The organism is Streptomyces sp. NPDC051364 (assembly GCF_040682115.1).
Lineage (GTDB): Bacteria > Actinomycetota > Actinomycetes > Streptomycetales > Streptomycetaceae > Streptomyces.
In genome coordinates this window covers 143,072-166,984 of record NZ_JBFBAH010000011.1, presented here as the reverse complement: position 1 = coordinate 166,984, position 23,913 = coordinate 143,072, and the positions used below count along the sequence as shown (strand labels likewise).

Annotated in this window: 21 protein-coding genes; 17 read left to right on the top strand and 4 right to left on the bottom strand. The window is 70.9% G+C overall.

Annotated features, from left to right (window positions below; translation table 11 throughout):
* Window positions 1-62 precede the first annotated feature (62 nt).
* A complete protein-coding gene (locus AB0M76_RS23795) occupies window positions 63-1,730 on the bottom strand; it encodes a hypothetical protein (protein ID WP_365954780.1) in 1,668 nt (555 codons plus the stop codon).
* 149 nt (window positions 1,731-1,879) lie between these two features.
* Window positions 1,880-4,075, bottom strand: a complete 2,196-nt coding sequence (locus AB0M76_RS23790) for an elongation factor G-like protein EF-G2 (RefSeq protein WP_365954779.1) — start codon at window positions 4,073-4,075, stop codon at window positions 1,880-1,882.
* 242 nt (window positions 4,076-4,317) lie between these two features.
* Between AB0M76_RS23790 and pgsA the strand changes: the two genes are divergently transcribed.
* The 15 genes from pgsA (at window position 4,318) to AB0M76_RS23715 (ending at window position 19,453) form a co-directional block, all read left to right on the top strand.
* Entirely contained in the window at window positions 4,318-4,983 is a 666-nt protein-coding gene (pgsA, locus tag AB0M76_RS23785; RefSeq protein WP_365954778.1) for a phosphatidylinositol phosphate synthase, read from the top strand.
* A complete protein-coding gene (locus AB0M76_RS23780; RefSeq protein ID WP_365954777.1) occupies window positions 4,983-5,888 on the top strand; it encodes a phosphatidylinositol mannoside acyltransferase in 906 nt (301 codons plus the stop codon). The genes pgsA and AB0M76_RS23780 overlap by 1 nt, the downstream gene beginning before the upstream one ends.
* Complete coding sequence (locus tag AB0M76_RS23775) at window positions 5,885-7,054, top strand: glycosyltransferase family 4 protein (protein WP_365954776.1); 1,170 nt, start codon at window positions 5,885-5,887, stop codon at window positions 7,052-7,054. Before AB0M76_RS23780 ends, AB0M76_RS23775 begins: the two co-directional genes overlap by 4 nt.
* A 94-nt stretch (window positions 7,055-7,148) precedes the next feature.
* Window positions 7,149-7,688 (top strand): hypothetical protein, encoded by a 540-nt coding sequence (locus tag AB0M76_RS23770; RefSeq protein ID WP_266631008.1) that lies wholly within the window; start codon window positions 7,149-7,151, stop codon window positions 7,686-7,688.
* 182 nt (window positions 7,689-7,870) lie between these two features.
* Window positions 7,871-8,788, top strand: coding sequence for a pyridoxal 5'-phosphate synthase lyase subunit PdxS (gene pdxS / locus AB0M76_RS23765; protein WP_008740483.1), 918 nt, complete (start codon window positions 7,871-7,873; stop codon window positions 8,786-8,788).
* 6 nt (window positions 8,789-8,794) lie between these two features.
* Window positions 8,795-9,388: a pyridoxal 5'-phosphate synthase glutaminase subunit PdxT gene (gene pdxT / locus AB0M76_RS23760; protein WP_365954775.1), complete on the top strand. Its 594-nt coding sequence runs from the start codon at window positions 8,795-8,797 to the stop codon at window positions 9,386-9,388.
* Window positions 9,389-9,445: 57 nt separating this feature from the next.
* Complete coding sequence (locus AB0M76_RS23755; protein ID WP_053676652.1) at window positions 9,446-10,198, top strand: YebC/PmpR family DNA-binding transcriptional regulator; 753 nt, start codon at window positions 9,446-9,448, stop codon at window positions 10,196-10,198.
* A 107-nt stretch (window positions 10,199-10,305) separates the two neighbouring features.
* On the top strand, window positions 10,306-10,836 hold the full coding sequence (ruvC, locus tag AB0M76_RS23750) for a crossover junction endodeoxyribonuclease RuvC (RefSeq protein WP_266668841.1): 531 nt from the start codon (window positions 10,306-10,308) through the stop codon (window positions 10,834-10,836).
* On the top strand, window positions 10,833-11,453 hold the full coding sequence (ruvA, locus tag AB0M76_RS23745) for a Holliday junction branch migration protein RuvA (protein ID WP_365954774.1): 621 nt from the start codon (window positions 10,833-10,835) through the stop codon (window positions 11,451-11,453). Before ruvC ends, ruvA begins: the two co-directional genes overlap by 4 nt.
* 82 nt (window positions 11,454-11,535) lie before the next feature.
* Window positions 11,536-12,597 carry a Holliday junction branch migration DNA helicase RuvB gene (gene ruvB / locus AB0M76_RS23740; protein ID WP_266668845.1) on the top strand — a complete coding sequence of 354 codons (1,062 nt, stop codon included), beginning with the start codon at window positions 11,536-11,538 and terminating at the stop codon, window positions 12,595-12,597.
* A gap of 164 nt (window positions 12,598-12,761) precedes the next feature.
* Window positions 12,762-13,262: a preprotein translocase subunit YajC gene (gene yajC, locus AB0M76_RS23735; RefSeq protein WP_365954773.1), complete on the top strand. Its 501-nt coding sequence runs from the start codon at window positions 12,762-12,764 to the stop codon at window positions 13,260-13,262.
* Window positions 13,263-13,415: 153 nt separating this feature from the next.
* Window positions 13,416-15,200 carry a protein translocase subunit SecD gene (gene secD, locus AB0M76_RS23730; RefSeq protein ID WP_365954772.1) on the top strand — a complete coding sequence of 595 codons (1,785 nt, stop codon included), beginning with the start codon at window positions 13,416-13,418 and terminating at the stop codon, window positions 15,198-15,200.
* A gap of 3 nt (window positions 15,201-15,203) precedes the next feature.
* A complete protein-coding gene (gene secF, locus AB0M76_RS23725) occupies window positions 15,204-16,262 on the top strand; it encodes a protein translocase subunit SecF (protein WP_365954771.1) in 1,059 nt (352 codons plus the stop codon).
* 5 nt (window positions 16,263-16,267) lie between these two features.
* Complete coding sequence (locus tag AB0M76_RS23720) at window positions 16,268-16,810, top strand: adenine phosphoribosyltransferase (protein WP_365954845.1); 543 nt, start codon at window positions 16,268-16,270, stop codon at window positions 16,808-16,810.
* A 219-nt stretch (window positions 16,811-17,029) separates the two neighbouring features.
* Entirely contained in the window at window positions 17,030-19,453 is a 2,424-nt protein-coding gene (locus tag AB0M76_RS23715) for a bifunctional (p)ppGpp synthetase/guanosine-3',5'-bis(diphosphate) 3'-pyrophosphohydrolase (RefSeq protein ID WP_365954770.1), read from the top strand.
* Between the two features lie 80 nt (window positions 19,454-19,533).
* Here AB0M76_RS23715 and AB0M76_RS23710 read toward each other — a convergent pair whose 3' ends face one another.
* Both AB0M76_RS23710 and AB0M76_RS23705 read right to left on the bottom strand, forming a co-directional pair.
* The gene (locus AB0M76_RS23710) at window positions 19,534-20,763 is read right to left on the bottom strand and encodes a DUF349 domain-containing protein (protein WP_266668855.1); all 1,230 of its coding nucleotides are present in this window, start codon (window positions 20,761-20,763) and stop codon (window positions 19,534-19,536) included.
* Window positions 20,764-20,953: 190 nt separating this feature from the next.
* Window positions 20,954-21,736, bottom strand: coding sequence for a peptidylprolyl isomerase (locus AB0M76_RS23705; protein ID WP_365954769.1), 783 nt, complete (start codon window positions 21,734-21,736; stop codon window positions 20,954-20,956).
* 163 nt (window positions 21,737-21,899) lie between these two features.
* Here AB0M76_RS23705 and AB0M76_RS23700 point away from each other — a divergent pair, with 163 nt between their 5' ends.
* Together AB0M76_RS23700 and hisS are read left to right on the top strand one after the other, a co-directional pair.
* Window positions 21,900-22,610 (top strand): MBL fold metallo-hydrolase, encoded by a 711-nt coding sequence (locus AB0M76_RS23700; RefSeq protein WP_365954768.1) that lies wholly within the window; start codon window positions 21,900-21,902, stop codon window positions 22,608-22,610.
* Window positions 22,611-22,620: 10 nt separating this feature from the next.
* A complete protein-coding gene (gene hisS / locus AB0M76_RS23695) occupies window positions 22,621-23,880 on the top strand; it encodes a histidine--tRNA ligase (RefSeq protein WP_365954767.1) in 1,260 nt (419 codons plus the stop codon).
* Window positions 23,881-23,913: the final 33 nt, after the last annotated feature.

Here is a 23,913-nt window from a genome sequence, read left to right as displayed (position 1 = left end):
GGCCCGGGAGCCCTGGGGCCTCGGGCCGGCCGCAACCGCGTACCGGCCCCCGGGCGTCCTGCCTAGGCGTCGTACACGTCCGCCTTGCGCGGGGCGGCATCCTGGACGAGTCCGCTGACGATCATCGAACGGTTGCTGAAGCGGTCGATGTCGGCGCCGTTCTCCTCGAGGACCCGCATCGCGGCCGCGTGCACCGCCCGCAGGACGGGGGTGGCGGCCCGCAGCGCGTCGTCGGCCATGAAGCGGTGGCGCCAGGGCTGGCCCGCCCAGACGTGGCGCAGACCGAAGGGCTCGGGCAGGACCAGCTTGCCGCCGAAGAAATCGAGGATCGGCGGGAACCAGGTCAGCGGGGCGCGGACGGCGAGACGGACCACCTCCTGGGCGTCCACCAGCGGCAGCGTGCGCTCCACGGTCTCCCAGAACCGGACGGACTTCGGTACCTCGACCTTGGGGGCCGCGGACTTGGTGGTGAACAGGCCGTGCACCGGTCCGAGTGCGTGGCCGGTCACCTCGACGCGCAGGGTCTTGTACAGCACGGTGACCGTCACCAGCATGGTGATCACCAACTGGCCGTCCCAGAGCGGGTACTGGATGCCGAGGTAGTGCCGGTTGCCGCCGCTGAACTGCTGCTCGTTGCAGATCCGGGTGATCTCGTGCGGCTTGACGAGGAAGGTGTCCACGTCGGCGCCGGTGGGGCGGGCCACCTCCGCGGCGCCTTCGCCGACCGGGGTGACGATCCAGTGCTGGATCGAGGCGGGCGGCAGGCCGCCGGTGTGCAGCGGGCCGCGCTCCAGCTTGCGCAGTTCGGTGTCGATCGCGCGTATGACGTCCCAGCTGCGGAACGGGTGGATCTCCATGCCTTCGGTCTTGGGGGCGAGCTCCTCGGCCATCTGCCAGCTGCCCCAGCGGGTGCCCATGCCGAGGATGCCCTTGGGGCCGGCGTAGAAGACGGAGTTGCTGCGGTCCTCGGCCGTGAGCTTGGCGAGCGAGTGCCGTAGGTCCTCGCGGGCCTTCTCGTCGGGGTTGCCGGGGACCGCCTCGGGAATCTTGGCGCCGATGCCGTCGCCCGCGAGCAGACCGTCCCAGCGGGAGCGCATGTCGGTGGCGGTGGCCTCGCAGATCCGGCGGGCGAGGAGCCATCCCACGGCGGGGACGATGATCATGCCGCGCAGGTAGAGGCCCAGGAAGCCGGTGAACGGCAGCCGGAACATGAGCACGGCCGCCACGACGGCGACGCCGACGAGCAGCAGGGTGCCCATCCAGGACGAGCGTTTGCCGTCACCCTTGGCCAGCGACTTGCGGAGCTGGAACAGGCCCAGCCAGAGCAGCAGGCCGGGCAGGAACAGCACCCCGGCGACCAGCATGATCAGGCGCAGCTTGCGGTCGCGCTCCTTGCGGAGGCGGGAGGCGGCCAGGCAGTGCTCGACGACGGTCTGCGGGTCGAGGCCGAAGGACTGGATGAGCGGTTTGCGGCCGGAGGCGAGGGTGCGGGCCTCGACGGCGCGGCAGAAGGCCTCGCCCAGGTTGGGTTCGAAGAGCGAGACCTTGGGGGGTTTGATCGTTGACTTGTGGTACTCGTTGTCGGCTTTGAGCAGGTCGGACAGCTTGGTGTCCTTGCCGCCGTCCCGGTACGCGGCCGAGGCGAGGGCGTTGGTCGCCGCGGTCTGGCCGCCGGCCCCCTGCAAGGGGATCTGCGCCCCGGGCCTGAAGTCGAATCCGTCGTCCGCCACCGTTGCCCCCATCGCTGTGCGTTGTGCTCTTTTGCCGCGCAGATGAGCCTATCGGCGTATCTCTTCCCATGGTCATGGGACAGGGAAATACCGCCCACCGCAAGCGGGTTGGGTGGGCGGCTTCCAAGGCGTCTCTGGCGCTATGCCAATCAGGTTCCCTTCTCGGCCTGTTCACGCACCTTGTCGGCGATCTGGGGCGGCATGGGCTCGTGCCGGGCGTAGGCGCGGGTGAACCGGCCCGTGCCGTGCGAGACCGAGCGCAGTTCGACGGCGTACCGGCCGATCTCGATCTCGGGGATCTCGGCGCGGACGCAGGTGCGGCCGGGGTCGGCCTGTTCGGTGCCGACGACGCGGCCGCGGCGGCCGGCGAGGTCGCTCATGACGGGGCCGACGTACTCGTCGGGGACGAGGACGGCGAGCTCGGCGACCGGTTCGAGGAGGTGGATGCGGGCCGCGGCGGCGGCTTCGCGCAGGGCGAGGGCGCCCGCGGTCTGGAAGGCGGCGTCGGAGGAGTCCACCGAGTGCGCCTTGCCGTCGAGGAGGGTGATGCGTACGTCGACCAGCGGGTAGCCGGCCGCGACCCCGCGGGCGGCCTGGGTGCGTACGCCCTTCTCGACGGACGGGATGAACTGGCGGGGCACGGCGCCGCCGACGACCTTGTCGACGAACTCGATGCCGCTGCCGGGCGGGAGCGGTTCGACCTCGATCTCGCAGATGGCGAACTGGCCGTGTCCGCCGGACTGTTTGACGTGGCGGCCGCGGCCGGCGGCCTTGGCTCCGAACGTCTCGCGCAGGCTGACCTTGTGCGGGACGGGGTCGACCTGGACCCCGTAGCGGGTGCGCAGCCGTTCGAGGGCGACGTCCTGGTGGGCCTCGCCGAGGCACCACAGGACGACCTGGTGGGTGTGCGGGTTCTGTTCCAGCCGCATCGTGGGGTCCTCGGCGACGAGCCGGGCCAGGCCCTGGGAGAGCTTGTCCTCGTCGGCCTTGCTGTGGGCCGCGATGGCGAGGGGGAGCAGCGGGTCGGGCATCGACCAGGGCTCCATGAGCAGGGGCCGGTCCTTGGCCGAGAGGGTGTCGCCGGTCTCGGCGCGGGTGAGTTTGGCCACGCAGGCGAGGTCGCCGGCGATGACCTGGGTGAGGCTGCGCTGCTGTTTGCCGAAGGGGGAGGTGAGGGTGCCGATCCGCTCGTCGACGTCGTGGTCCTCGTGCCCGCGGTCGGCCAGGCCGTGGCCGCTGACGTGCACGGTCTCCTCGGGGCGCAGGGTGCCGGAGAAGACGCGGACGAGGGAGACGCGGCCGACGTAGGGGTCGGAGGAGGTTTTGACGACCTCGGCGACGAGCGGCCCGTCGGGGTCGCAGGTGGCGGCCGGGCGGTCGGCGCCGTCCGGGGCGGTGACGGCGACGGCGGCGCGCTCCAGGGGGGTGGGGAAGCCGCCGGTGACCAGTTCCAGGAGCTCGACGGTGCCGAGGCCCTGGCGGGCGCCGTCGGTGGCGGGGGCGGCCATCAGGACGGGGTGGAAGGTGCCCCGGGCCACGGCGCGCTCGAGGTCGTCGACGAGTGTCTTGATGTCGATGTCCTCGCCGCCGAGGTAGCGGTCCATGAGGCTCTCGTCCTCGCTCTCCGCGATGATCCCCTCGATGAGGCGGGAGCGGGCGCCGGCGATGAGGGCGAGCTCGTCGGGCGCGGGGTCGCGTTCCACGCGCTCCCCGGAGGTGTAGTCGTACACGCGCTGGGAGAGCAGGCCGAGCAGGCCGGCGACCGGGGTGTGCCCGTCGGGGCCGGGAGGCCCGTACAGGGGCAGGTAGAGCGGGATGACGGCGTCGGGGTCCTCGGCTCCGAAGATCTCGCCGCAGACGGTGGCCATCTGCGCATAGTCGGCCCGGGCGGCCTCCAGATGGGTGACGACGATGGCGCGGGGCATGCCGACGGCCTCGCACTCGTCCCAGACCATGCGGGTGGCGCCGTCGATGGCGTCGGAGGAGGAGACGACGAAAAGGGCCGCGTCCGCGGCGCGCAGACCGGCCCTGAGCTCGCCGACGAAGTCGGCGTATCCGGGGGTGTCCAGGATGTTGATCTTAATTCCGTCCCATTCGACGGGGACGAGGGACAGCTGTACGGACCGCTGCTGCCGGTGTTCGATCTCGTCGTAGTCGGAGACGGCGGTGCCGTCCTCGACCCGGCCGGCCCGGTTGACGGCGCCTGCCGTCAGGGCGAGGGCCTCGACCAGCGTGGTCTTGCCGGCTCCGCTGTGGCCGACCAGCACGACGTTCCGTACGGACGACGGCCGGTCGGCCGTCGGTGCCCTGCCGGCGGCTCCGGCTTGGTGTGATGTGGCTCCCATGGTGCTCGTGCCTCCCGGTGTGACGGTGAGGAGGTTGATCGGGGTCCTTCGAGCTTTGCACTGGCGTCACACTGCGTCCATACGTAGTACCCGGCGCTGTCCGGAGCGCGTCGCGGGCATGGAGCGGTGATTGTCCGGCGCGAACCGGTGGGTGCGCGGCAGTGGGCGCCCGGGGCGCTGGCTACGATGGGCCAGCCGGTGGCCGATGTGGCCGTGCGGCCCAGCGACCCTCCGGGAAGGCCATGCTGAACAAGTACGCGCGTGCATTCTTCACGCGTGTTCTCACGCCATTCGCCGCTTTTCTCCTCCGGCGGGGGGTGAGCCCGGACGCGGTCACCCTGATCGGCACGGCCGGAGTGGTGGCGGGAGCGCTGGTCTTCTTCCCCCGGGGGGAGTTCTTCTGGGGCACGATCACCATCACCCTGTTCGTGTTCTCCGACCTGGTGGACGGGAACATGGCCCGCCAGGCGGGCGTCTCCAGCCGCTGGGGCGCCTTCCTCGACTCGACGCTCGACCGGGTGGCCGACGCGGCGATCTTCGGCGGCCTCGCGCTCTGGTACGCGGGCAACGGGAACGACAACGTGCTGTGCGCGGTGGCGATCTTCTGCCTGGCCAGCGGCCAGGTGGTCTCGTACACGAAGGCCCGCGGCGAGTCGATCGGGCTGCCGGTCGCCGTCAACGGGCTCATCGAGCGCGCCGAGCGGCTGGTGATTTCGCTGGTCGCGGCCGGCCTGTCCGGGCTCGAGACCTTCGGGGTGCCCTCCTGGATCGGGGTGCTGCTGCCGATCGCCCTGTGGGTCGTGGCCGTGGGCTCGCTGGTCACGCTGATCCAGCGGGTGGTCACCGTACGCCGTGAGGCGGCGGAGGCCGACGCGGCGGCCGCCGTGGCCGAGGACGGGGCGGCCTGATGGGCACGGTGCAGGACAAGCTGGTCGACGGCGTGTACGGGCTCGGCTGGGCCGCGGTGAAGAAGCTGCCGGAGCCGGCCGCGGTGGCCCTCGGCCGCCGGATCGCCGACTACGCGTGGAAGAAGCGCGGCAAGAGCGTGCTGCGGCTGGAGTCGAACCTGGCTCGAGTCGTGCCGGACGCCGGGCCGGAGCGGCTGCGGGAGCTCTCGCAGGCCGGCATGCGCTCGTACATGCGGTACTGGATGGAATCCTTCCGGCTGCCGGCCATGGACCCGAAGCGCTTCGGCACGGACGTCGACCTCACGGACGACCACATCCTGCGCGAGGCCATCGCCTCCGGGCGCGGTGTGATCGCCGCCCTGCCGCACCTGGCCAACTGGGATCTCGCCGGCGCCTGGGTCACCGGGCACCTGGGGGTTCCGTTCACCACCGTCGCGGAGCGGCTCAAGCCCGAATCCCTGTACGACCGCTTCGTCGCCTACCGGGAGAGCCTGGGCATGGAGGTGCTGCCGCACAACGGCCCCTCCTCCTTCGGGACCCTCGCCCGCCGGCTCCGCTCCGGCGGGCTGATCTGCCTGGTCGCAGACCGGGACCTGTCGGCTTCCGGGGTCGAGGTGGACTTCTTCGGCTCGGCGGCGCGGATGCCGGCCGGGCCGGCGCTGCTGGCGCAGCAGACGGGCGCGGTGCTGCTGCCCGTCACGCTGTACTACGGCGACACGCCGAAGCTGTGCGGGCGGATCCACCCCGAGGTGCCGGTGCCGCGCGACGGCACCCGGACCGAGAAGACGGCCGCGATGACCCAGGCCGTGGCCGACGCCTTCGCGCTCGGGATCACCGAGCACCCGGAGGACTGGCACATGCTGCAACGATTGTGGCTGGACGACCTGGAGGAGCGCTCCGCGTGAAGATCGGCATTGTCTGCCCGTACTCGTGGGACGTGCCCGGCGGCGTCCAGTTCCACATCCGGGACCTCGCCGAGCACCTGATCCGCCTCGGCCACGAGGTATCGGTGCTGGCCCCGGCGGACGACGAGACGCCGCTGCCGCCGTACGTGGTCTCGGCGGGGCGGGCGGTGCCGGTGCCGTACAACGGGTCGGTGGCCCGGCTGAACTTCGGCTTCCTGTCGGCGGCCCGGGTGCGGCGCTGGCTGCACGACGGCGTCTTCGACGTGATCCACATCCACGAGCCGGCCTCGCCCTCGCTCGGACTGCTGTCCTGCTGGGCGGCGCAGGGCCCGATCGTGGCCACGTTCCACACCTCGAACCCGCGCTCGCGCGCCATGATCGCGGCGTACCCGATCCTCCAGCCGGCGCTGGAGAAGATCAGCGCGCGGATCGCGGTGAGCGAATACGCGCGGCGCACGCTGGTCGAGCACCTGGGCGGGGACGCGGTTGTGATCCCCAACGGCGTCGACGTGGACTTCTTCGCCCGGGCCGAGCCGAATCCCGCCTGGTCCGGGCAGACCCTCGGCTTCATCGGCCGGATCGACGAGCCCCGCAAGGGCCTTCCGGTGCTGATGGCGGCCTTCCCGCGCATCGTGGCGGAGTGCCCGGACGTACGGCTCCTCGTGGCCGGCCGAGGCGACGAGGAGGAGGCGGTCGCCTCCCTGCCCGCCGACCTGCGGGCGCGGGTCGAGTTCCTCGGCATGGTCTCCGACGAGGACAAGGCGCGGCTGCTGCGCAGCGTCGACGTGTACGTGGCCCCGAACACCGGCGGTGAGAGCTTCGGCATCATCCTGGTCGAGGCGCTGTCGGCGGGGGCCGCGGTGCTCGCCTCCGACCTGGACGCGTTCGCGCAGGTCCTGGACCAGGGCGCGGCGGGGGAGCTGTTCACCAACGAGGACGCGGACGCGCTGGCCGCAGGCGCGGTGGCCCTGCTGCGCGACCCGGCCCGCCGGGCGGAGCTCAGCGCCCGCGGCTCGGCGCACGTACGCCGCTTCGACTGGTCGACGGTCGGCGCGGACATCCTCGCGGTCTACGAAACGGTGACGGACGGCGCGGCTGCGGTGGCCACGGACGAGCGCGTCAGCCTGCGCACCCGCCTCGGCCTCACCCGGGACCCGTCGGCCTGAGGGACCCCTCCCGGGGCCCCGCGGGCCGCTGCCGGGCCCGCCGGGGCGAAGCCGTGCGAGGGGCGCGTCAACGGGGAGGGTATTGTCGCGGGCCGTGATCGAAACCCTTGTCTGGACTGCCCTGGCGCTCGGCGTCATCGGGGTCTACCTCAGCTGGACCGCCGGACGGCTGGACCGGCTGCACTCGCGGATGGACGCCGCCCGCGCCGCCCTCGACGCGCAGCTCGTGCGGCGCGCCTCGGTGGTGATCGAGGTGGCCGCCTCCGGGGCGCTCGACCCCGCCTCCTCGATCGTCCTGTACGAGGCCGCCCACGCCGCCCGCCAGGCCGAGGAGGAACACCGCGAGGTCGCCGAGAGCGAGCTCAGCCAGGCGCTGCGCGCGGTGTTCTCCGATGCCGCCCAGGTCGAGGTGCTCAAGGCCGCCCCCGGCGGCGAGGCGGCCGCCGAGGAGCTGGCCGCGGCGGTCCGCCGGGTGCCCATGGCGCGGCGGTTCCACAACGACGCCGTGCGGGCCGCCCGGGCGCTGCGCCGCCACCGCAAGGTCCGCTGGTTCCGGCTGGCCGGCCACGCCCCGTTCCCGCTCGCGTTCGAAATGGACGATGAGCCCCCGGTGGATCTTGCCGACCGGCCGTAGTGGCCCCGGCCGGCCCCGAGACCGCTTAGTTGTACCCAAAGGCCAATTTGAAAGAGGCCACCGGCTCCTCATTGGCCCTTGCGGTGGACTGGTCGGGGGCGGTTTGCTCGGCGCAGTACCACCGCAGCACTTGCGCGCAGTACCACCGCAGCACCCGTCTTCCCTTCGAGTGAGGTCAATCCGTGAGCACGCTTCCCTCCACCCCGCAGTCCGCTGAGTCCGCGATCGGCACCTCCCGCGTCAAGCGCGGCATGGCCGAGCAGCTCAAGGGCGGCGTGATCATGGACGTGGTCAACGCCGAGCAGGCGAAGATCGCCGAGGACGCCGGCGCCGTGGCCGTCATGGCCCTCGAGCGGGTCCCCGCCGACATCCGCAAGGACGGCGGCGTCGCGCGCATGTCGGACCCGAACATGATCGAAGAGATCATCGAGGCCGTCTCCATCCCGGTCATGGCCAAGTCCCGCATCGGCCACTTCGTCGAGGCCCAGGTCCTGCAGTCCCTCGGCGTCGACTACATCGACGAGTCCGAGGTCCTGACCCCGGCCGACGAGGTCAACCACTCCGACAAGTGGGCGTTCACCACCCCCTTCGTCTGCGGTGCCACCAACCTGGGCGAGGCCCTGCGCCGTATCGCCGAGGGCGCGGCCATGATCCGCTCCAAGGGCGAGGCCGGCACCGGCAACGTCGTCGAGGCCGTCCGCCACCTGCGCCAGATCAAGAACGAGATCGCCCGCCTGCGCGGCTACGACAACAACGAGCTGTTCGCCGCCGCCAAGGAGCTGCGCGCCCCGTACGAGCTCGTCAAGGAAGTTGCCGAGCTCGGCAAGCTCCCGGTCGTGCTGTTCTCCGCCGGTGGCGTCGCCACCCCGGCCGACGCCGCCCTGATGCGCCAGCTCGGCGCCGAGGGTGTCTTCGTCGGCTCCGGCATCTTCAAGTCGGGCGACCCGGCCAAGCGCGCCGCCGCCATCGTGAAGGCCACCACCTTCTACGACGACCCGAAGATCATCGCGGATGCCTCCCGCAACCTGGGCGAGGCCATGGTCGGCATCAACTGCGACACCCTCCCCGAGGCCGAGCGCTACGCCAACCGCGGCTGGTAGTCGGACATGACGAACACCCCCGTGATCGGTGTCCTGGCCCTCCAGGGCGACGTACGGGAGCACCTGATCGCCCTGGCCGCGGCGGACGCCGTGGCCAGGCCGGTCCGGCGTCCCGAGGAGCTCGCCGAGGTCGACGCCCTGGTGATCCCCGGCGGCGAGTCCACGACCATGTCGAAGCTCGCCGTCCTGTTCGGCATGCTGGAGCCGCTGCGCGAGCGCGTGCAGGCCGGCATGCCGGTCTACGGCACCTGCGCCGGCATGATCATGCTCGCCGACAAGCTGCTCGACGGCCGTGAGGACCAGGAGACGCTGGGCGGCATCGACATGATCGTCCGCCGCAACGCCTTCGGCCGCCAGAACGAGTCCTTCGAAGCGAAGATCGATTTCGCCGGCATAGCCGACGGCCCGGTCGAGGGCGTCTTCATCCGCGCCCCGTGGGTCGAATCGGTCGGAGCCTCCGCCGAGGTGCTCGCCTCGTACGACGGCCACACGGTCGCCGTGCGCCAGGGCAACGTCCTCGCCACCTCGTTCCATCCCGAGCTGACCGGCGACGACCGGGTCCACGCGTACTTCGTCGACATGGTGCGCGCGGGGCTGTAACGGCGTCCCGGTAGGATCTGAGGCGAACATTGTTGGTGACGCGAAGGAGACAGGCAGATGTCCGGCCACTCTAAATGGGCTACGACGAAGCACAAGAAGGCCGTGGTTGACGCCAAGCGCGGCAAGCTCTTCGCGAAGCTGATCAAGAACATCGAGGTCGCGGCCCGTATGGGCGGCGCCGACATCGACGGCAACCCGACTCTCTTCGACGCCATCCAGAAGGCCAAGAAGAGCTCGGTCCCGAACAAGAACATCGACTCCGCGGTCAAGCGCGGCGGTGGTCTTGAGGCCGGCGGCGCCGACTACGAGACGATCATGTACGAGGGCTACGGTCCGAACGGTGTCGCGGTGCTCATCGAGTGCCTCACCGACAACCGCAACCGTGCCGCGTCCGACGTGCGTGTCGCCATGACCCGCAACGGCGGCTCGATGGCCGACCCGGGCTCGGTCTCGTACCTGTTCAACCGCAAGGGTGTCGTCCTGCTGCCCAAGGGTGAGCTCTCCGAGGACGACGTCCTGGAGACGGTGCTCGAGGCGGGTGCCGAAGAGGTCAACGACCTCGGCGACAGCTTCGAAATCATCAGCGAGGCCACCGACATGGTCGCGGTCCGAACCGCGCTCCAGCAGGCGGGCATCGACTACGACTCGGCCGACTCCAACTTCCTGCCGACCATGCAGGTCGAGCTGGACGAGGAGGGCGCGCGCAAGATCTTCAAGCTGATCGACGCACTCGAGGACAGCGACGACGTGCAGAACGTCTTCGCCAACTTCGACGTCTCGGACGAGGTCATGGAGAAGGTCGACGCCTGATCGGGCATCAGCGGCGGGCCGACGGGGACACACCCCGTCGGCCCGCTGCTTTGTCAGTGCCACCGGCTAGCCTGCACGCACTGGCAATCGAAGGGGGTGGGAGCGGAGTGCGCGTACTCGGCGTGGACCCGGGGCTGACCCGGTGCGGTGTCGGTGTGGTCGAGGGCGTCGCCGGCCGTCCGCTGACCATGATCGGCGTGGGGGTCGTACGGACGCCCGCGGACGCGGAGTTGGGGGACCGGCTCGTCGCGATCGAAGCGGGCATCGAGCAGTGGCTCGATGAACACCGGCCCGAAGTCGTAGCCGTGGAGCGGGTGTTCAGCCAGCACAACGTCAGGACGGTGATGGGAACCGCCCAGGCGAGCGCCGTCGCCATGCTCTGCGCCGCGCGCCGCGGGATACCGGTCGCCCTGCACACCCCCAGCGAGGTCAAGGCCGCCGTCACCGGATCCGGCCGGGCCGACAAGGCGCAGGTCGGGGCGATGGTGACCCGGCTGCTGCGGCTGTCCGCCCCGCCCAAGCCGGCCGACGCCGCGGACGCCCTCGCGCTTGCCATCTGCCACATCTGGCGGGCCCCCGCCCAGAACCGCCTCCAGCAGGCGGTCGCCCTGCACGCCTCGAAAGGCCGCCCCTCATGATCGCCTTCGTCAGCGGCCCGGTCGCCGCGCTCGCCCCCACCCTGGCCGTGATCGAGGTCGGGGGAGTGGGCATGGCCGTGCAGTGCACGCCGAACACCATCGCCGGCCTGCGGATGGGGGAGACGGCACGGCTGGCCACGTCGCTGGTCGTCCGGGAGGACTCGCTGACGTTGTACGGCTTCGCCGACGACGACGAGCGGCAGGTCTTCGAACTGCTGCAGACGGCGAGCGGGGTGGGGCCGAGGCTCGCGCAGGCGATGCTGGGGGTGCACCGTCCGGATGCGCTGCGGGTGGCCGTCTCGACGGGGGACGAGAAGGCCCTGATGGCCGTCCCCGGGATCGGCAAGAAGGGGGCCCAGAAGCTGCTGCTGGAGCTGAAGGACAAGCTCGGCGCACCGCTGGTCGGCGCGCAGCGCGCCCCTGCCGCCTCCGGGCCGGCCCCCTGGACGGAGCAGCTCTCGGCGGCCCTGATCGGCCTGGGGTACGCCTCCAGGGAGGCGGAGGAGGCGGTGTCCGCAGTGACCCCGCAGGCGGAGGCCGCCATCGCCGCCGGCGGCTCGGCCCCCGTCCCCCAGCTCCTCCGAGCAGCCCTCCAGACCTTGAACCGGGCCCGCTGACCTCGCCGACGCCGGGACGGGTACCGCTGCGCGGGGCAGTCCCCGAGACCACCGTACGAACCGAAAAAGGCAGACTGACAGCGTGAACTGGGATGACGAGAGCGACGACCGGATCGTGGCGGCGGCAGCGGACGGCGAGGACACCGCCGTCGAGGCGGCCCTGCGCCCCAAGGACCTCGGCGAGTTCGTCGGCCAGGAGAAGGTCCGCCAGCAGCTCGATCTGGTGCTGAAGGCGGCCCGCCAGCGCGGCGCAACCGCCGATCACGTCCTGCTCTCCGGCGCGCCCGGCCTCGGCAAGACCACCCTGTCCATGATCATCGCCGCTGAGATGGGCGCGCCCATCCGGATCACCTCCGGCCCCGCCATCCAGCACGCCGGTGACCTCGCCGCGATCCTGTCCTCCCTCCAGGAGGGCGAGGTCCTCTTCCTCGACGAGATCCACCGCATGTCCCGGCCCGCCGAGGAGATGCTGTACATGGCCATGGAGGACTTCCGCGTCGACGTGATCGTCGGCAAGGGGCCCGGGGCCACCGCCATCCCCCTCGAGCTGCCGCCCTTCACCCTCGTCGGGGCGACGACCCGCGCCGGCCTGCTCCCGCCGCCCCTGCGCGACCGCTTCGGCTTCACCGGGCACATGGAGTTCTACGCCCCCGAGGAGCTGGAACGCGTCATTCACCGCTCCGCCCGCCTCCTCGACGTGGAGATCGACACCGCCGGCGCCGCCGAGATCGCCGGCCGCTCCCGCGGCACCCCGCGCATCGCCAACCGCCTGCTGCGCCGGGTCCGGGACTATGCGCAGGTCCGGGCCGACGGCGTGATCAACCGCGAGGTGGCCGGCACCGCCCTGCAGGTGTACGAGGTGGACGGGCGCGGGCTCGACCGGCTCGACCGGGCCGTGCTCGAAGCCCTGCTCAAGCTGTTCGGCGGGGGTCCCGTCGGGCTGTCCACCCTCGCCGTCGCCGTCGGCGAGGAGCGCGAGACCGTGGAGGAGGTCGCCGAGCCGTTCCTGGTACGGGAGGGGCTGCTCGCCCGTACGCCCAGGGGCCGGGTCGCGACCCCCGCCGCATGGGCTCACCTGGGCCTTGTCCCGCCCCAGCAGCACGGGAGCGGATCAAGCGGACAACAGGGCTTGTTCGGGGCCTGACGGCGCGGAGGTTCGACCGCTCAGGAACTGCGGTGCCATGCTGGGCGTTGTTCCATCGGTGCGGACTCGCCTAGACTCCGCCGATGCCGACCCTTCAGGCCGGCATGCCCACCCCCGTAGAAGAAGGCCGTCTCCCGTGCGGTCGTGCGAAGGATCTCCGTCCCGTGAATCTCGTGACACTCCTCCCGTTCATCGTGCTCATCGGGGCGATGTTCCTGATGACCCGCTCCGCGAAGAAGAAGCAGCAGGCGGCCGCGCAGATGCGTGACCACATGGCGCCGGGCACCGGCGTCCGCACCATCGGCGGCATGTACGCCACGGTGAAGGAGATCGGCGACGACACCGTCACCCTCGAGGTGGCCCCCGGTGTCCACGCGATCTACGCGAAGAACTCCATCGGCGCCGTCCTGGAGGACGCGGAATACAACCGCATCGTCCACGGAGCCGGCGATGATCTGACGATCGACACGCCGGTCGTTCCGGACGACGCCTCCTCGCTGACCCTGGACAAGGACGCGGACAAGGACGCGGACAAGCCCGAGGGCGAGGCCCCGAAGCTCGACCTGGGCAAGAAGGACGAGCCCGAGGCCGGCGAGCCCAAGGCCGACGAGCCGAAGGACGAGCCCAAGGACGGCAAGGCCGACGGCGAGGCCGGCGCGAAGTAGCGCACGGCCGGGGACCGTGCAGGCGCCTGACCGGCGGCCGCCACGGTCCCCGTCAGTGACACTTCTGCGGGGGGCAGGGGTCCCCACCACACATTTCGTGGCCGTCCGCGCGCTGACCCGGCGCAGGGCGGTTGGACAGGGAGATACGACAAGGTGGCAGCACCGAAGAAGGGCCGGCGGCCCACGGGGGCTCAGGGGAGGCCGGGGCGCGCCCTGGCCATCATCCTGATCGCGATGGTGGCGCTCACCGCGGGGATGTTCCTCACGAAGCAGACGACCCCCCGGCTCGGCATCGACCTCGCGGGCGGTACGAGCATCACGCTCAAGGCCAAGAGCGAGCCCGGCAAGCCGGACGCGATCAACGAGACCAACATGAACACGGCGGTCGGCATCATCGAGCGCCGTGTCAACGGTCTCGGTGTCTCGGAGGCCGAGGTCCAGACGCAGGGCCGCGACCACATCATCGTGAACATCCCCAAGGGGAGCAACGAGAAGCAGGCTCGCGAGCAGGTCGGTACCACCGCCCAGCTGTACTTCCGCCCGGTCCTGGCCTTCGCCGACGGCGCCCCGGCAGCCCCCGAGGGCACGCCGAGCCCCTCCGCGAGCAGCTCCGGCGCCCCGAAGGCCGAGGGCAGCGGCAAGCCCGGCGCGCCGGCCACCCCGTCGTCCAGCGCCACTTCCCAGGGCCGTGTGCTCAGCGAGGCCCTCAAGGCCCCGAGCGCCACCGCCACTCCCTCGCCCTCGGCGAGCGAGTCGAAGAAGGCAGACGACAACAAGGCTCCGGCCCCGACCCCGGCCCCGACGGGCATCGAGGCGGCCGCCGCCGACCTGCAGGCGAGGTTCGCCGCGCTCGACTGCACCAACGAGGCGCAGCGCGCCGCCGCGGGCAAGGGCGCCAAGCCCGAGGACGCGACGCTGGCCTGTGGCAAGCGCGGCGACACCTGGGGCAAGTGGATCCTCGGCCCCGCCGGCGTCGCCGGTACGGACGTCAAGGACGCCAAGGGTGTCATCGACTCCCAGCGCGGCCAGTGGATCGTCACGATGCAGTTCACCGACAAGGGCGCCGACAAGTTCGCCAAGATCACCGGTGAGCTGGCCACCAAGCAGATGCCGCAGAACCAGTTCGCGATCGTGCTCGACGGCGAGGTCGTCTCCGACCCGTCCGTCAGCCAGGCGCTGACCGGCGGCAACGCCGAGATCTCCGGCGGCTTCACCCAGCAGTCCGCGCAGGACCTGGGCAACATGCTCTCGTACGGCGCCCTGCCGCTCTCCTTCAGCGAGGACAGCGTCACCACCGTCACCGCCGCGCTCGGCGGCGAGCAGCTGAAGGCCGGCCTGATCGCCGGCGCCATCGGCCTCGCCCTCGTGGTGATCTACCTGCTCGTGTACTACCGGGGCCTGGCCTTCGTCGCCATCGTCAGCCTCCTGGTGTCGGCGATCCTCACGTACACGATCATGGCGCTGCTCGGAAAGGGCATCGGGTTCGCGCTGAACCTGCCCGCCGTCTGCGGTGCGATCGTCGCGATCGGCATCACGGCGGACTCGTTCATCGTGTACTTCGAGCGCATCCGCGACGAGATCCGCGAGGGCCGCACCCTGCGTCCCGCCGTGGAGCGGGCCTGGCCACGCGCGCGGCGCACCATCCTGGTCTCCGACTTCGTGTCGTTCCTGGCCGCCGCGGTGCTGTTCATCGTCACCGTCGGCAAGGTGCAGGGCTTCGCCTTCACCCTGGGTCTGACCACCGTGCTCGACGTGGTCGTGGTGTTCCTCTTCACCAAGCCGATCATGACGCTGATGGCCCGTACGAAGTTCTTCTCCAGCGGTCACCCCTGGTCCGGACTGGACCCGAAGCGGCTCGGCGCCATGCCGCCGCTGCGCCGGTCCCGCCGTACCGGCTCCGGTTCCGTCACCGCCCCCGTCGACGTAAAGGAGGCGTGAGAGATGTCGAAGCTGGGAGATCTCGGCGCCAAGCTGTACCGCGGTGAGGTCGGCTACGACTTCGTCGGCAAGCGTTTCATCTGGTACGGCGTTTCCATCCTGATCACCATCACGGCGATCGTGGCCCTGGCCGTTCAGGGCCTCAACATGGGCATCGAGTTCAAGGGCGGTGCCGTCTTCACCACCCCGAAGACGGCCGTCTCCGTCGCCAAGGCGACCGAGGTCGCGGAGAAGACCTCGGGCCACGACGCGATCGTCCAGGAGCTCGGCACGGGCGGCATGCGCATCCAGATCTCGGGTCTGGACACGAACGACGCGGCGGGCGTCAAGAAGCAGCTCGCCACAGACCTCAAGGTCACCGAGGCCGACATCAACGCGGACCTCGTCGGCCCCAGCTGGGGCGACCAGATCGCGAACAAGGCCTGGACCGGCCTCGGCGTCTTCATGGTCCTCGTGGTGATCTACCTCGCGATCGCCTTCGAGTGGCGGATGGCGGTCGCCGCGCTGATCGCCCTGATCCACGACCTCACCATCACCGTCGGCGTGTACGCGCTGGTCGGTTTCGAGGTCACGCCGGGCACCGTGATCGGTCTGCTGACGATCCTCGGTTACTCCCTCTACGACACCGTCGTCGTCTTCGACGGTCTGAAGGAGGGCTCGAAGGACATCACCAAGCAGACCCGCTACACGTTCAGCGAGATCGCCAATCGCAGCATCAACGGCACCCTGGTCCGCTCGATCAACACCACGGTCGTCGCGCTGCTCCCCGTCGGGGCGCTGCTCTTCATCGGCGGTGGCTTCCTGGGCGCCGGCATGCTGAACGACATCTCGCTGTCGCTGTTCGTCGGCCTCGCGGCCGGTGCGTACTCCTCGATCTTCATCGCGACCCCGCTGGTCGTGGACCTCAAGGAGCGCGAGCCGGCCATGAAGGCCCTGAAGAAGCGGGTGCTCGCCAAGCGGGCGGCCGCGGCCGCGAAGGGCGAGTCCGCGGACGACGAGGGCAACGAGGCGGGCGACGCCCCGCAGGTCGTGGCCCAGGGCCGGCCGGGACGGCGCCGGTGAGCACGCTGTCCCCCGAGGCGCGCGAGCTGCTGCTCAGCCGGATCAAGGACGTCCCGGACTACCCGAAGCCGGGCGTGATGTTCAAGGACATCACCCCGCTGCTGGCGGACCCGAAGGCCTTCGCGGCCCTGACGGACGCGCTGGTGGAGCTGGCCGGGCAGTACGGGGCGACGAAGATCGTCGGGCTGGAGGCGCGCGGGTTCATCCTCGCGGCGCCGGTGGCGGTCCAGGCGGGCATCGGCTTCGTGCCGGTACGCAAGGCCGGGAAGCTGCCGGGCGCCACGCTCGCGCAGTCGTACGAGCTGGAGTACGGCACGGCGGAGATCGAGGTCCACGCCGAGGACCTGTCGGCCGGCGACCGGGTCATGGTCATCGACGACGTCCTGGCCACGGGCGGTACCGCCGAGGCCTCGCTCTCGCTGATCCGGCGGGCCGGGGCGGAGGTCGCCGGTGTGGCGGTCCTGATGGAGCTGTCGTTCCTGCCGGGCCGTGAGCGGCTGGCCGGCGCCCTTGCGGGGGCCCCGCTGGACGCACTGATCGTCGTCTGATCTTCTTCATCTGCCAACGGCGGGTATCCGGGCCATCCCGGGTGCCCGCCGTTTGCGTGTGCGCTGCCGTTGCCGGGGGCTCTGCCCCCGGACCCCCGCGCCTCAAACGCCGGCGGGGCCGGGGCCGGAGCCCGGGGCTCGGCGAACGGGGGGCCGGAACCATCGCTACCATGGGTTATCCGGACCGGACACGGGCACCGGATCCGCTGAGGAGCGCTCTTGCCAGACGAGGTCCAGCCACTCTCCGCCGCGCAGCCCGACCCGCAGGCCGAGCAGGCCGCGGCGCACCCCGCCACGCCCCCGCCGGCCCCGCCCGTGAAGCCCGCGCCCGCGAAGTCGGCCGGGTCCTCCAACCGTGTGCGCGCCCGGCTCGCCCGCCTCGGCGTCCAGCGTTCCAACCCGTACAACCCGGTACTGGAACCGCTGCTCCGTATAGTCCGCAGCAACGACCCGAAGATCGAGACGGCGACGCTGCGCCAGATCGAGCAGGCGTACCAGGTCGCGGAGCGCTGGCACCGCGGTCAGAAGCGCAAGAGCGGCGACCCGTACATCACCCACCCGCTCGCGGTGACCACCATCCTCGCCGAGCTGGGCATGGATCCGGCCACTCTGATGGCCGGACTGCTGCACGACACCGTCGAGGACACCGAGTACGGGCTGGAGGACCTGCGCCGCGACTTCGGCGACGCCGTGGCCCTGCTCGTCGACGGCGTCACCAAGCTCGACCGGGTCAAGTTCGGCGAGGCCGCCCAGGCCGAGACCGTCCGCAAGATGGTCGTCGCCATGGCCAAGGACCCGCGCGTCCTGGTCATCAAGCTCGCCGACCGCCTGCACAACATGCGCACCATGCGCTACCTCAAGCGGGAGAAGCAGGAGAAGAAGGCCCGCGAGACCCTCGAGATCTACGCCCCGCTGGCGCACCGGCTGGGCATGAACACGATCAAGTGGGAGCTCGAGGACCTCGCTTTCGCGATCCTCTACCCCAAGATGTACGACGAGATCGTCCGCCTCGTCGCCGAGCGGGCGCCCAAGCGCGACGAGTACCTCACCGTCGTCACCGACGAGGTGCAGACCGACCTCCGGGCCGCCCGCATCAAGGCCACCGTCACCGGCCGGCCCAAGCACTACTACAGCGTCTACCAGAAGATGATCGTCCGCGGTCGCGACTTCGCGGAGATCTACGACCTGGTCGGCATCCGCGTCCTCGTCGACACCGTACGGGACTGCTACGCGGCCCTCGGCACCGTGCACGCGCGATGGAATCCGGTCCCCGGCCGGTTCAAGGACTACATCGCGATGCCCAAGTTCAACATGTACCAGTCGCTCCACACGACGGTCATCGGACCCAGCGGCAAGCCCGTCGAGCTCCAGATCCGCACGTTCGACATGCACCGCCGCGCCGAGTACGGCATCGCCGCGCACTGGAAGTACAAGCAGCAGACGGTCGCAGGCACCTCCAAGGTCCGCACCGACGTCCCGCAGGCCGCCAAGGGCAGCGCCGGGCAGGACACCGTCAACGACATGGCCTGGCTGCGTCAGCTGCTGGACTGGCAGAAGGAGACCGAGGACCCGGGCGAGTTCCTCGACTCGCTGCGCTTCGACCTCTCCCGCAACGAGGTCTTCGTCTTCACGCCCAAGGGCGACGTCATCGCGCTGCCGGCCGGGGCCACCCCGGTGGACTTCGCGTACGCCGTCCACACCGAGGTCGGCCACCGGACCATAGGCGCACGCGTCAACGGCCGACTCGTCCCGCTCGAGTCGACCCTCGACAACGGCGACCTCGTCGAGGTCTTCACCTCCAAGGCCGAGGGCGCGGGCCCGTCCCGCGACTGGCTCGGCTTCGTCAAGTCCCCGCGGGCCCGCAACAAGATCCGCGGCTGGTTCTCCAAGGAGCGCCGCGACGAGGCCATCGAGCACGGCAAGGACGCCATCGCGCGGGCCATGCGCAAGCAGAACCTGCCGATCCAGCGCATCCTCACCGGCGACTCGCTCGTCACCCTCGCGCACGAGATGCGCTACCCCGACATCTCCTCCCTGTACGCGGCGATCGGCGAGGGCCACGTGGCCGCGCAGGGCGTCGTACAGAAGCTGGTGCAGGCCCTCGGCGGCGAGGATGCCGCGAACGAGGACATCGAGGAGAGCGTCCCGCCGTCCCGCGCCCGCGGAAAGCGGCGCGGCAACGCCGACCCCGGCGTGGTCGTCAAGGGCGTCGACGACGTGTGGGTCAAGCTGGCCCGCTGCTGCACCCCGGTCCCCGGCGACCCGATCATCGGGTTCGTCACCCGCGGCAGTGGCGTATCGGTTCACCGCGCCGACTGCGTCAACGTGGACTCCCTCTCCCAGCAGCCCGAGCGGATGCTGGAAGTCGAATGGGCGCCGACCCAGTCCTCGGTCTTCCTGGTCGCCATCCAGGTCGAGGCACTGGACCGGTCCCGGCTGCTGTCGGACGTCACCCGGGTGCTGTCGGACCAGCACGTGAACATCCTCTCCGCGGCCGTCCAGACCTCCCGCGACCGGGTGGCCACCTCGCGGTTCACCTTCGAGATGGGCGACCCGAAGCACCTGGGACACGTCCTGAAGGCCGTACGGGGCGTGGAGGGCGTCTACGACGTCTACCGCGTCACCTCGGCCCGCAGGCCGTAGCCGGGCGCGCGCAGCGCACGTACGAGGACCCCGGTACGACATTCCGTACCGGGGCCCTCTTGTACGTACAGGCGCCGTGACTAGCCGCCGAACTCCTCCAGGCCCTTCAGCGCCTGGTCCAGCAGGGCCTGGCGGCCCTCGAGCTCGCGGGCCAGCTTGTCGGCCTTCGCGTTGTTGCCCGCGGCACGGGCCGCGTCGATCTGCTCACGCAGCTTGTCGACCGCCGCCTGCAGCTGACCCGTCAGACCGGCCGCACGGGCCCGCGCCTCCGGGTTCGTACGACGCCACTCGCCCTCCTCGGCCTCCTGGATCGCACGCTCCACCGCGTGCATCCGGCCCTCGACCTTCGGACGGGCGTCCCGCGGCACGTGGCCGATGCCCTCCCAGCGCTCGTTGAGGGAGCGGAACGCAGCCCGGGCCGCCTTCAGGTCCGTGATCGGGACGAGCTTCTCGGCCTCGTCGGCCAGCTCCTCCTTCAGCTTCAGGTTCTCCACCTGCTCGGCGTCGCGCTCCGCGAACACCTCGCCGCGCGCCGCGAAGAACACGTCCTGCGCACCGCGGAAGCGGTTCCACAGATCGTCCTCGGACTCGCGCTGCGCCCGGCCCGCCGCCTTCCAGTCCGCCATCAGCTCGCGGTAGCGGGCGGCCGTCGGACCCCAGTCGGTCGACTTCGACAGCGACTCGGCCTCCGCGACCAGCTTCTCCTTGACCTTGCGGGCGTCCTCGCGCTGCGCGTCGAGCGAGGCGAAGTGCGCCTTGCGGCGCTTGGAGAAGGCGGAGCGGGCGTGCGAGAAGCGGTGCCACAGCTCGTCGTCCGACTTGCGGTCGAGGCGCGGCAGACCCTTCCAGGTGTCCACCAGGGCCCGCAGCCGCTCGCCCGCACTGCGCCACTGGTCGCTCTGCGCCAGCTGCTCGGCCTCGGCCACCAGCGCGTCCTTGGCCGCACGGGCCTCGTCCGTCTGCTTGGCCTTCTGGACCTTGCGCTCCTCGCGCCGCGAGTCCACGGTCGCGACCAGCTTGTCCAGCCGGACGCGCAGGGCGTCGAGGTCGCCCACAGCGTGGTGCTCCTCCACCTGCGTGCGCAGGTGGTCGATGGCCGTCTGCGCGTCCTTGGCGGACAGATCGGTGGTCCGCACCCGCCGTTCGAGGAGGCCGATCTCGACCACCAGGCCCTCGTACTTGCGCTCGAAGTAGGCCAGGGCCTCCTCAGGGGTGCCCGCCTGCCAAGAGCCGACGACCTTCTCGCCCTCGGCAGTACGCACGTACACGGTGCCCGTCTCGTCGACGCGGCCCCACGGGTCGCTGCTCACAGCGCCTCCTCCACCTGATGCCTGCGAGGGGTTCACCCCCTGGGCATCGTCCACAGTTTCCTGGGGCGGGCAGCGCCCGCCCTGCACAACGCCAACATAGGCGACCGCCGGGCCGGCTGTCCGCATCCCGCACGACGGAATATCGCCGTAGGGGGCGGACAGCGGCCGGTCCCGAGGCCGCCGCGGCCCGTCAGTTCTGGGTGACGGCGCCCTTCTCGATGGTCACCGGGGTCTTGGGGGCCCCGTCCTGGCCGCCGTCGGCGGTACCGGCCTTGGCCACCGCCTCGAGCGACTTCAGGCCCGCTGCGTCGATCTTGCCGAACGGCGTGTACGACGGAGCCAGCGGGCTGTCCTTGTAGACCAGGAAGAACTGGCTGCCGCCGCTGTGCGGCTGGCCGGTATTGGCCATCGCCACCGTGCCCGCCGGATAGATCACCTGGCCCTGCTCGTTCGGCTTGCCCAGCGAGTCGAGGTTCTCGTCCGCGATGGTGTAGCCGGGGCCGCCCGTGCCCGTGCCCTCCGGGTCGCCGCACTGGAGTACGAAGATCCCGGACGTGGTCAGACGGTGGCACTTGGTGTTGTCGAAGAAGCCCTTGTCGGCGAGCGACTTGAACGAGTTGACGGTTTCCGGCGTCTTCGCCGCGTCCATCTCGAACTTGATCTCGCCCGCGCTGGTCTTCAGGCCGAACGTGTACTTCGCGTTCTTGTCGATCGCCATCGCCGGCGAGGGCGACTGCTTCGGCGAGGGCGAGGCCGACGGGTTCGCCGCCGGATCCGCCGCCTGGTCCTTCTTGTCCTTGTCGAAGACGCCGCCCACCACGAGGCCGACCAGCGTCGCGACCACCACGGCCACCGCCGCCCCGATCACGGCCGCACGCTGGCGCGACTTCCGCCGGGCCTCGGCCCGGCGCTTCTGCTGGCGCTCGTACTTCTCCTTGGCGAGCTGTCGCCGCCGCTGATCGCTCGTGACCACCGGGTCGTCTCCTTGTACGTGTCTGGCACCGCTGTCCGGGCTCGGTTAGGCCGTACCGTATATGGGTTCGCTGTGGAACGAGCGGCGCCGGTAGGCTCTGAGCAGCAGCATTCCGATCTCGGCCGCTGCCGAAGCTCCCGCCGGACGACGATTGAGGACGAACGTGCTGATTGCCGGGTTCCCCGCCGGGGCCTGGGGGACCAACTGTTACGTGGTCGCCCCCGCCGCAGGTGAGGAGTGCGTCATCATCGACCCGGGCCACCAGGCCACCCAGGGTGTCGAGGAGACGCTGAAGAAGCATCGGCTCAAGCCCGTCGCGGTCGTCCTCACCCACGGCCACATCGACCACGTGGCCTCGGTGATCCCGGTGTGCGGAGCACACGACGTACCGGCCTGGATCCACCCCGAGGACCGCTTCATGATGAGCGACCCGGAGAAGGCGCTGGGCCGCTCCCTGGGAGCACAGCTGATGGGCGAGCTCACGGTGGGGGAGCCCTCCGACGTGAAGGAGCTCACCGACGGCGCGAAGCTGGCGCTGGCGGGCATGGAGCTCACGGTGTCGCACGCGCCCGGGCATACCAGGGGGTCGGTGACCTTCGGGATGCCCGAGGCGGGGGACATCCCGCCGCTGCTGTTCTCGGGCGACCTGCTCTTCGCCGGCTCCATCGGACGTACCGACTTCCCGGGCGGCAGCCACGCCGACATGCTCGAGTCGCTGGCCCGCGTGTGCCTGCCGCTCGACGACTCGACCGTGGTGCTGCCCGGTCACAACGAGCACACGACCATTGGCCGTGAGCGCGCCACCAACCCGTACCTGCGGCAGGTGGCCGCCGGCCTGGGAGACGGCTTCACGTCTCCACGACGAGGAATGTGACGAGAGTTTCGTGAGCACCTTCAAGGCCCCCAAGGGCACGTACGACCTGATCCCGCCGTACTCGGCGAAGTACCTGGCCGTCCGCGACGCCATCTCCGGCCCCCTGCGGCTGTCCGGCTACGGGTACGTCGAGACGCCGGGCTTCGAGGACGTCGACCTGTTCGCGCGCGGCGTCGGCGAGTCCACCGACATCGTGACCAAGGAGATGTACACCCTCACGACGAAGGGCGGGGCCAACCTCGCGCTGCGTCCCGAGGGCACCGCGTCCGTGTTGCGCGCGGCGCTGGAGGCGAACCTGCACAAGGCCGGCGGCCTGCCGGTCAAGCTCTGGTACTCGGGCTCGTACTACCGCTACGAGCGCCCGCAGAAGGGCCGCTACCGCCACTTCTCGCAGGTGGGCGCCGAGGCGATCGGCGCCGAGGACCCGGCGCTGGACGCCGAGCTGATCATCCTGGCCGACCAGGCGTACCGCACGCTCGGCCTGCGCAACTTCCGGATCCTGCTGAACTCGCTGGGCGACAAGGAGTGCCGCCCGGTGTACCGGGAGGCGCTCCAGGGCTTCCTGCGCGGGCTGGACCTGGACGAGGAGACCGTGCGCCGGGCCGAGATCAACCCGCTGCGCGTCCTCGACGACAAGCGGGCCGAGGTACAGAAGCAGCTGGTCGGCGCACCGATGCTGCGGGACTACCTGTGCGACGCGTGCAAGGCGTACCACGAAGAGGTGCGGGCGCTGATCACGGCGGCGGGCGTGGCCTTCGAGGACGACGAGAAGCTGGTGCGCGGGCTGGACTACTACACGCGGACCACGTTCGAGTTCGTCCACGACGGTCTGGGCTCGCAGTCCGCGGTGGGCGGCGGCGGCCGCTACGACGGGCTGTCCGAGATGATCGGCGGGCCTGCCCTGCCGTCGGTGGGCTGGGCGCTGGGCGTGGACCGTACGGTGCTGGCGCTCGAGGCGGAGGGTGTCGAACTGGACATCCCGCCGGCGACGTCCGTGTTCGCGGTGGCGCTGGGCGAGGCGAAGCCGGTGCTGTTCGGGCTGGTCACGGAGCTGCGCAAGGCCGGTGTCGCGGCGGACATCTCGTACGGCGGCAAGGGCCTCAAGGGCGCGATGAAGGACGCCAACCGGTCGGGCGCGCGGTTCGCGGTCGTCGCGGGTGACCGCGACCTCGCCGAGGGCGTGGTCCAGCTGAAGGACATGGAGTCCGGGGAGCAGTCGCCGGTCGCCCTGACGGACGTGGTCGAGGTCCTGCGGACCAAGCTGGCCTGACGGAAGCCGCTCCTGGGGCGGGGCCGGGGCTGT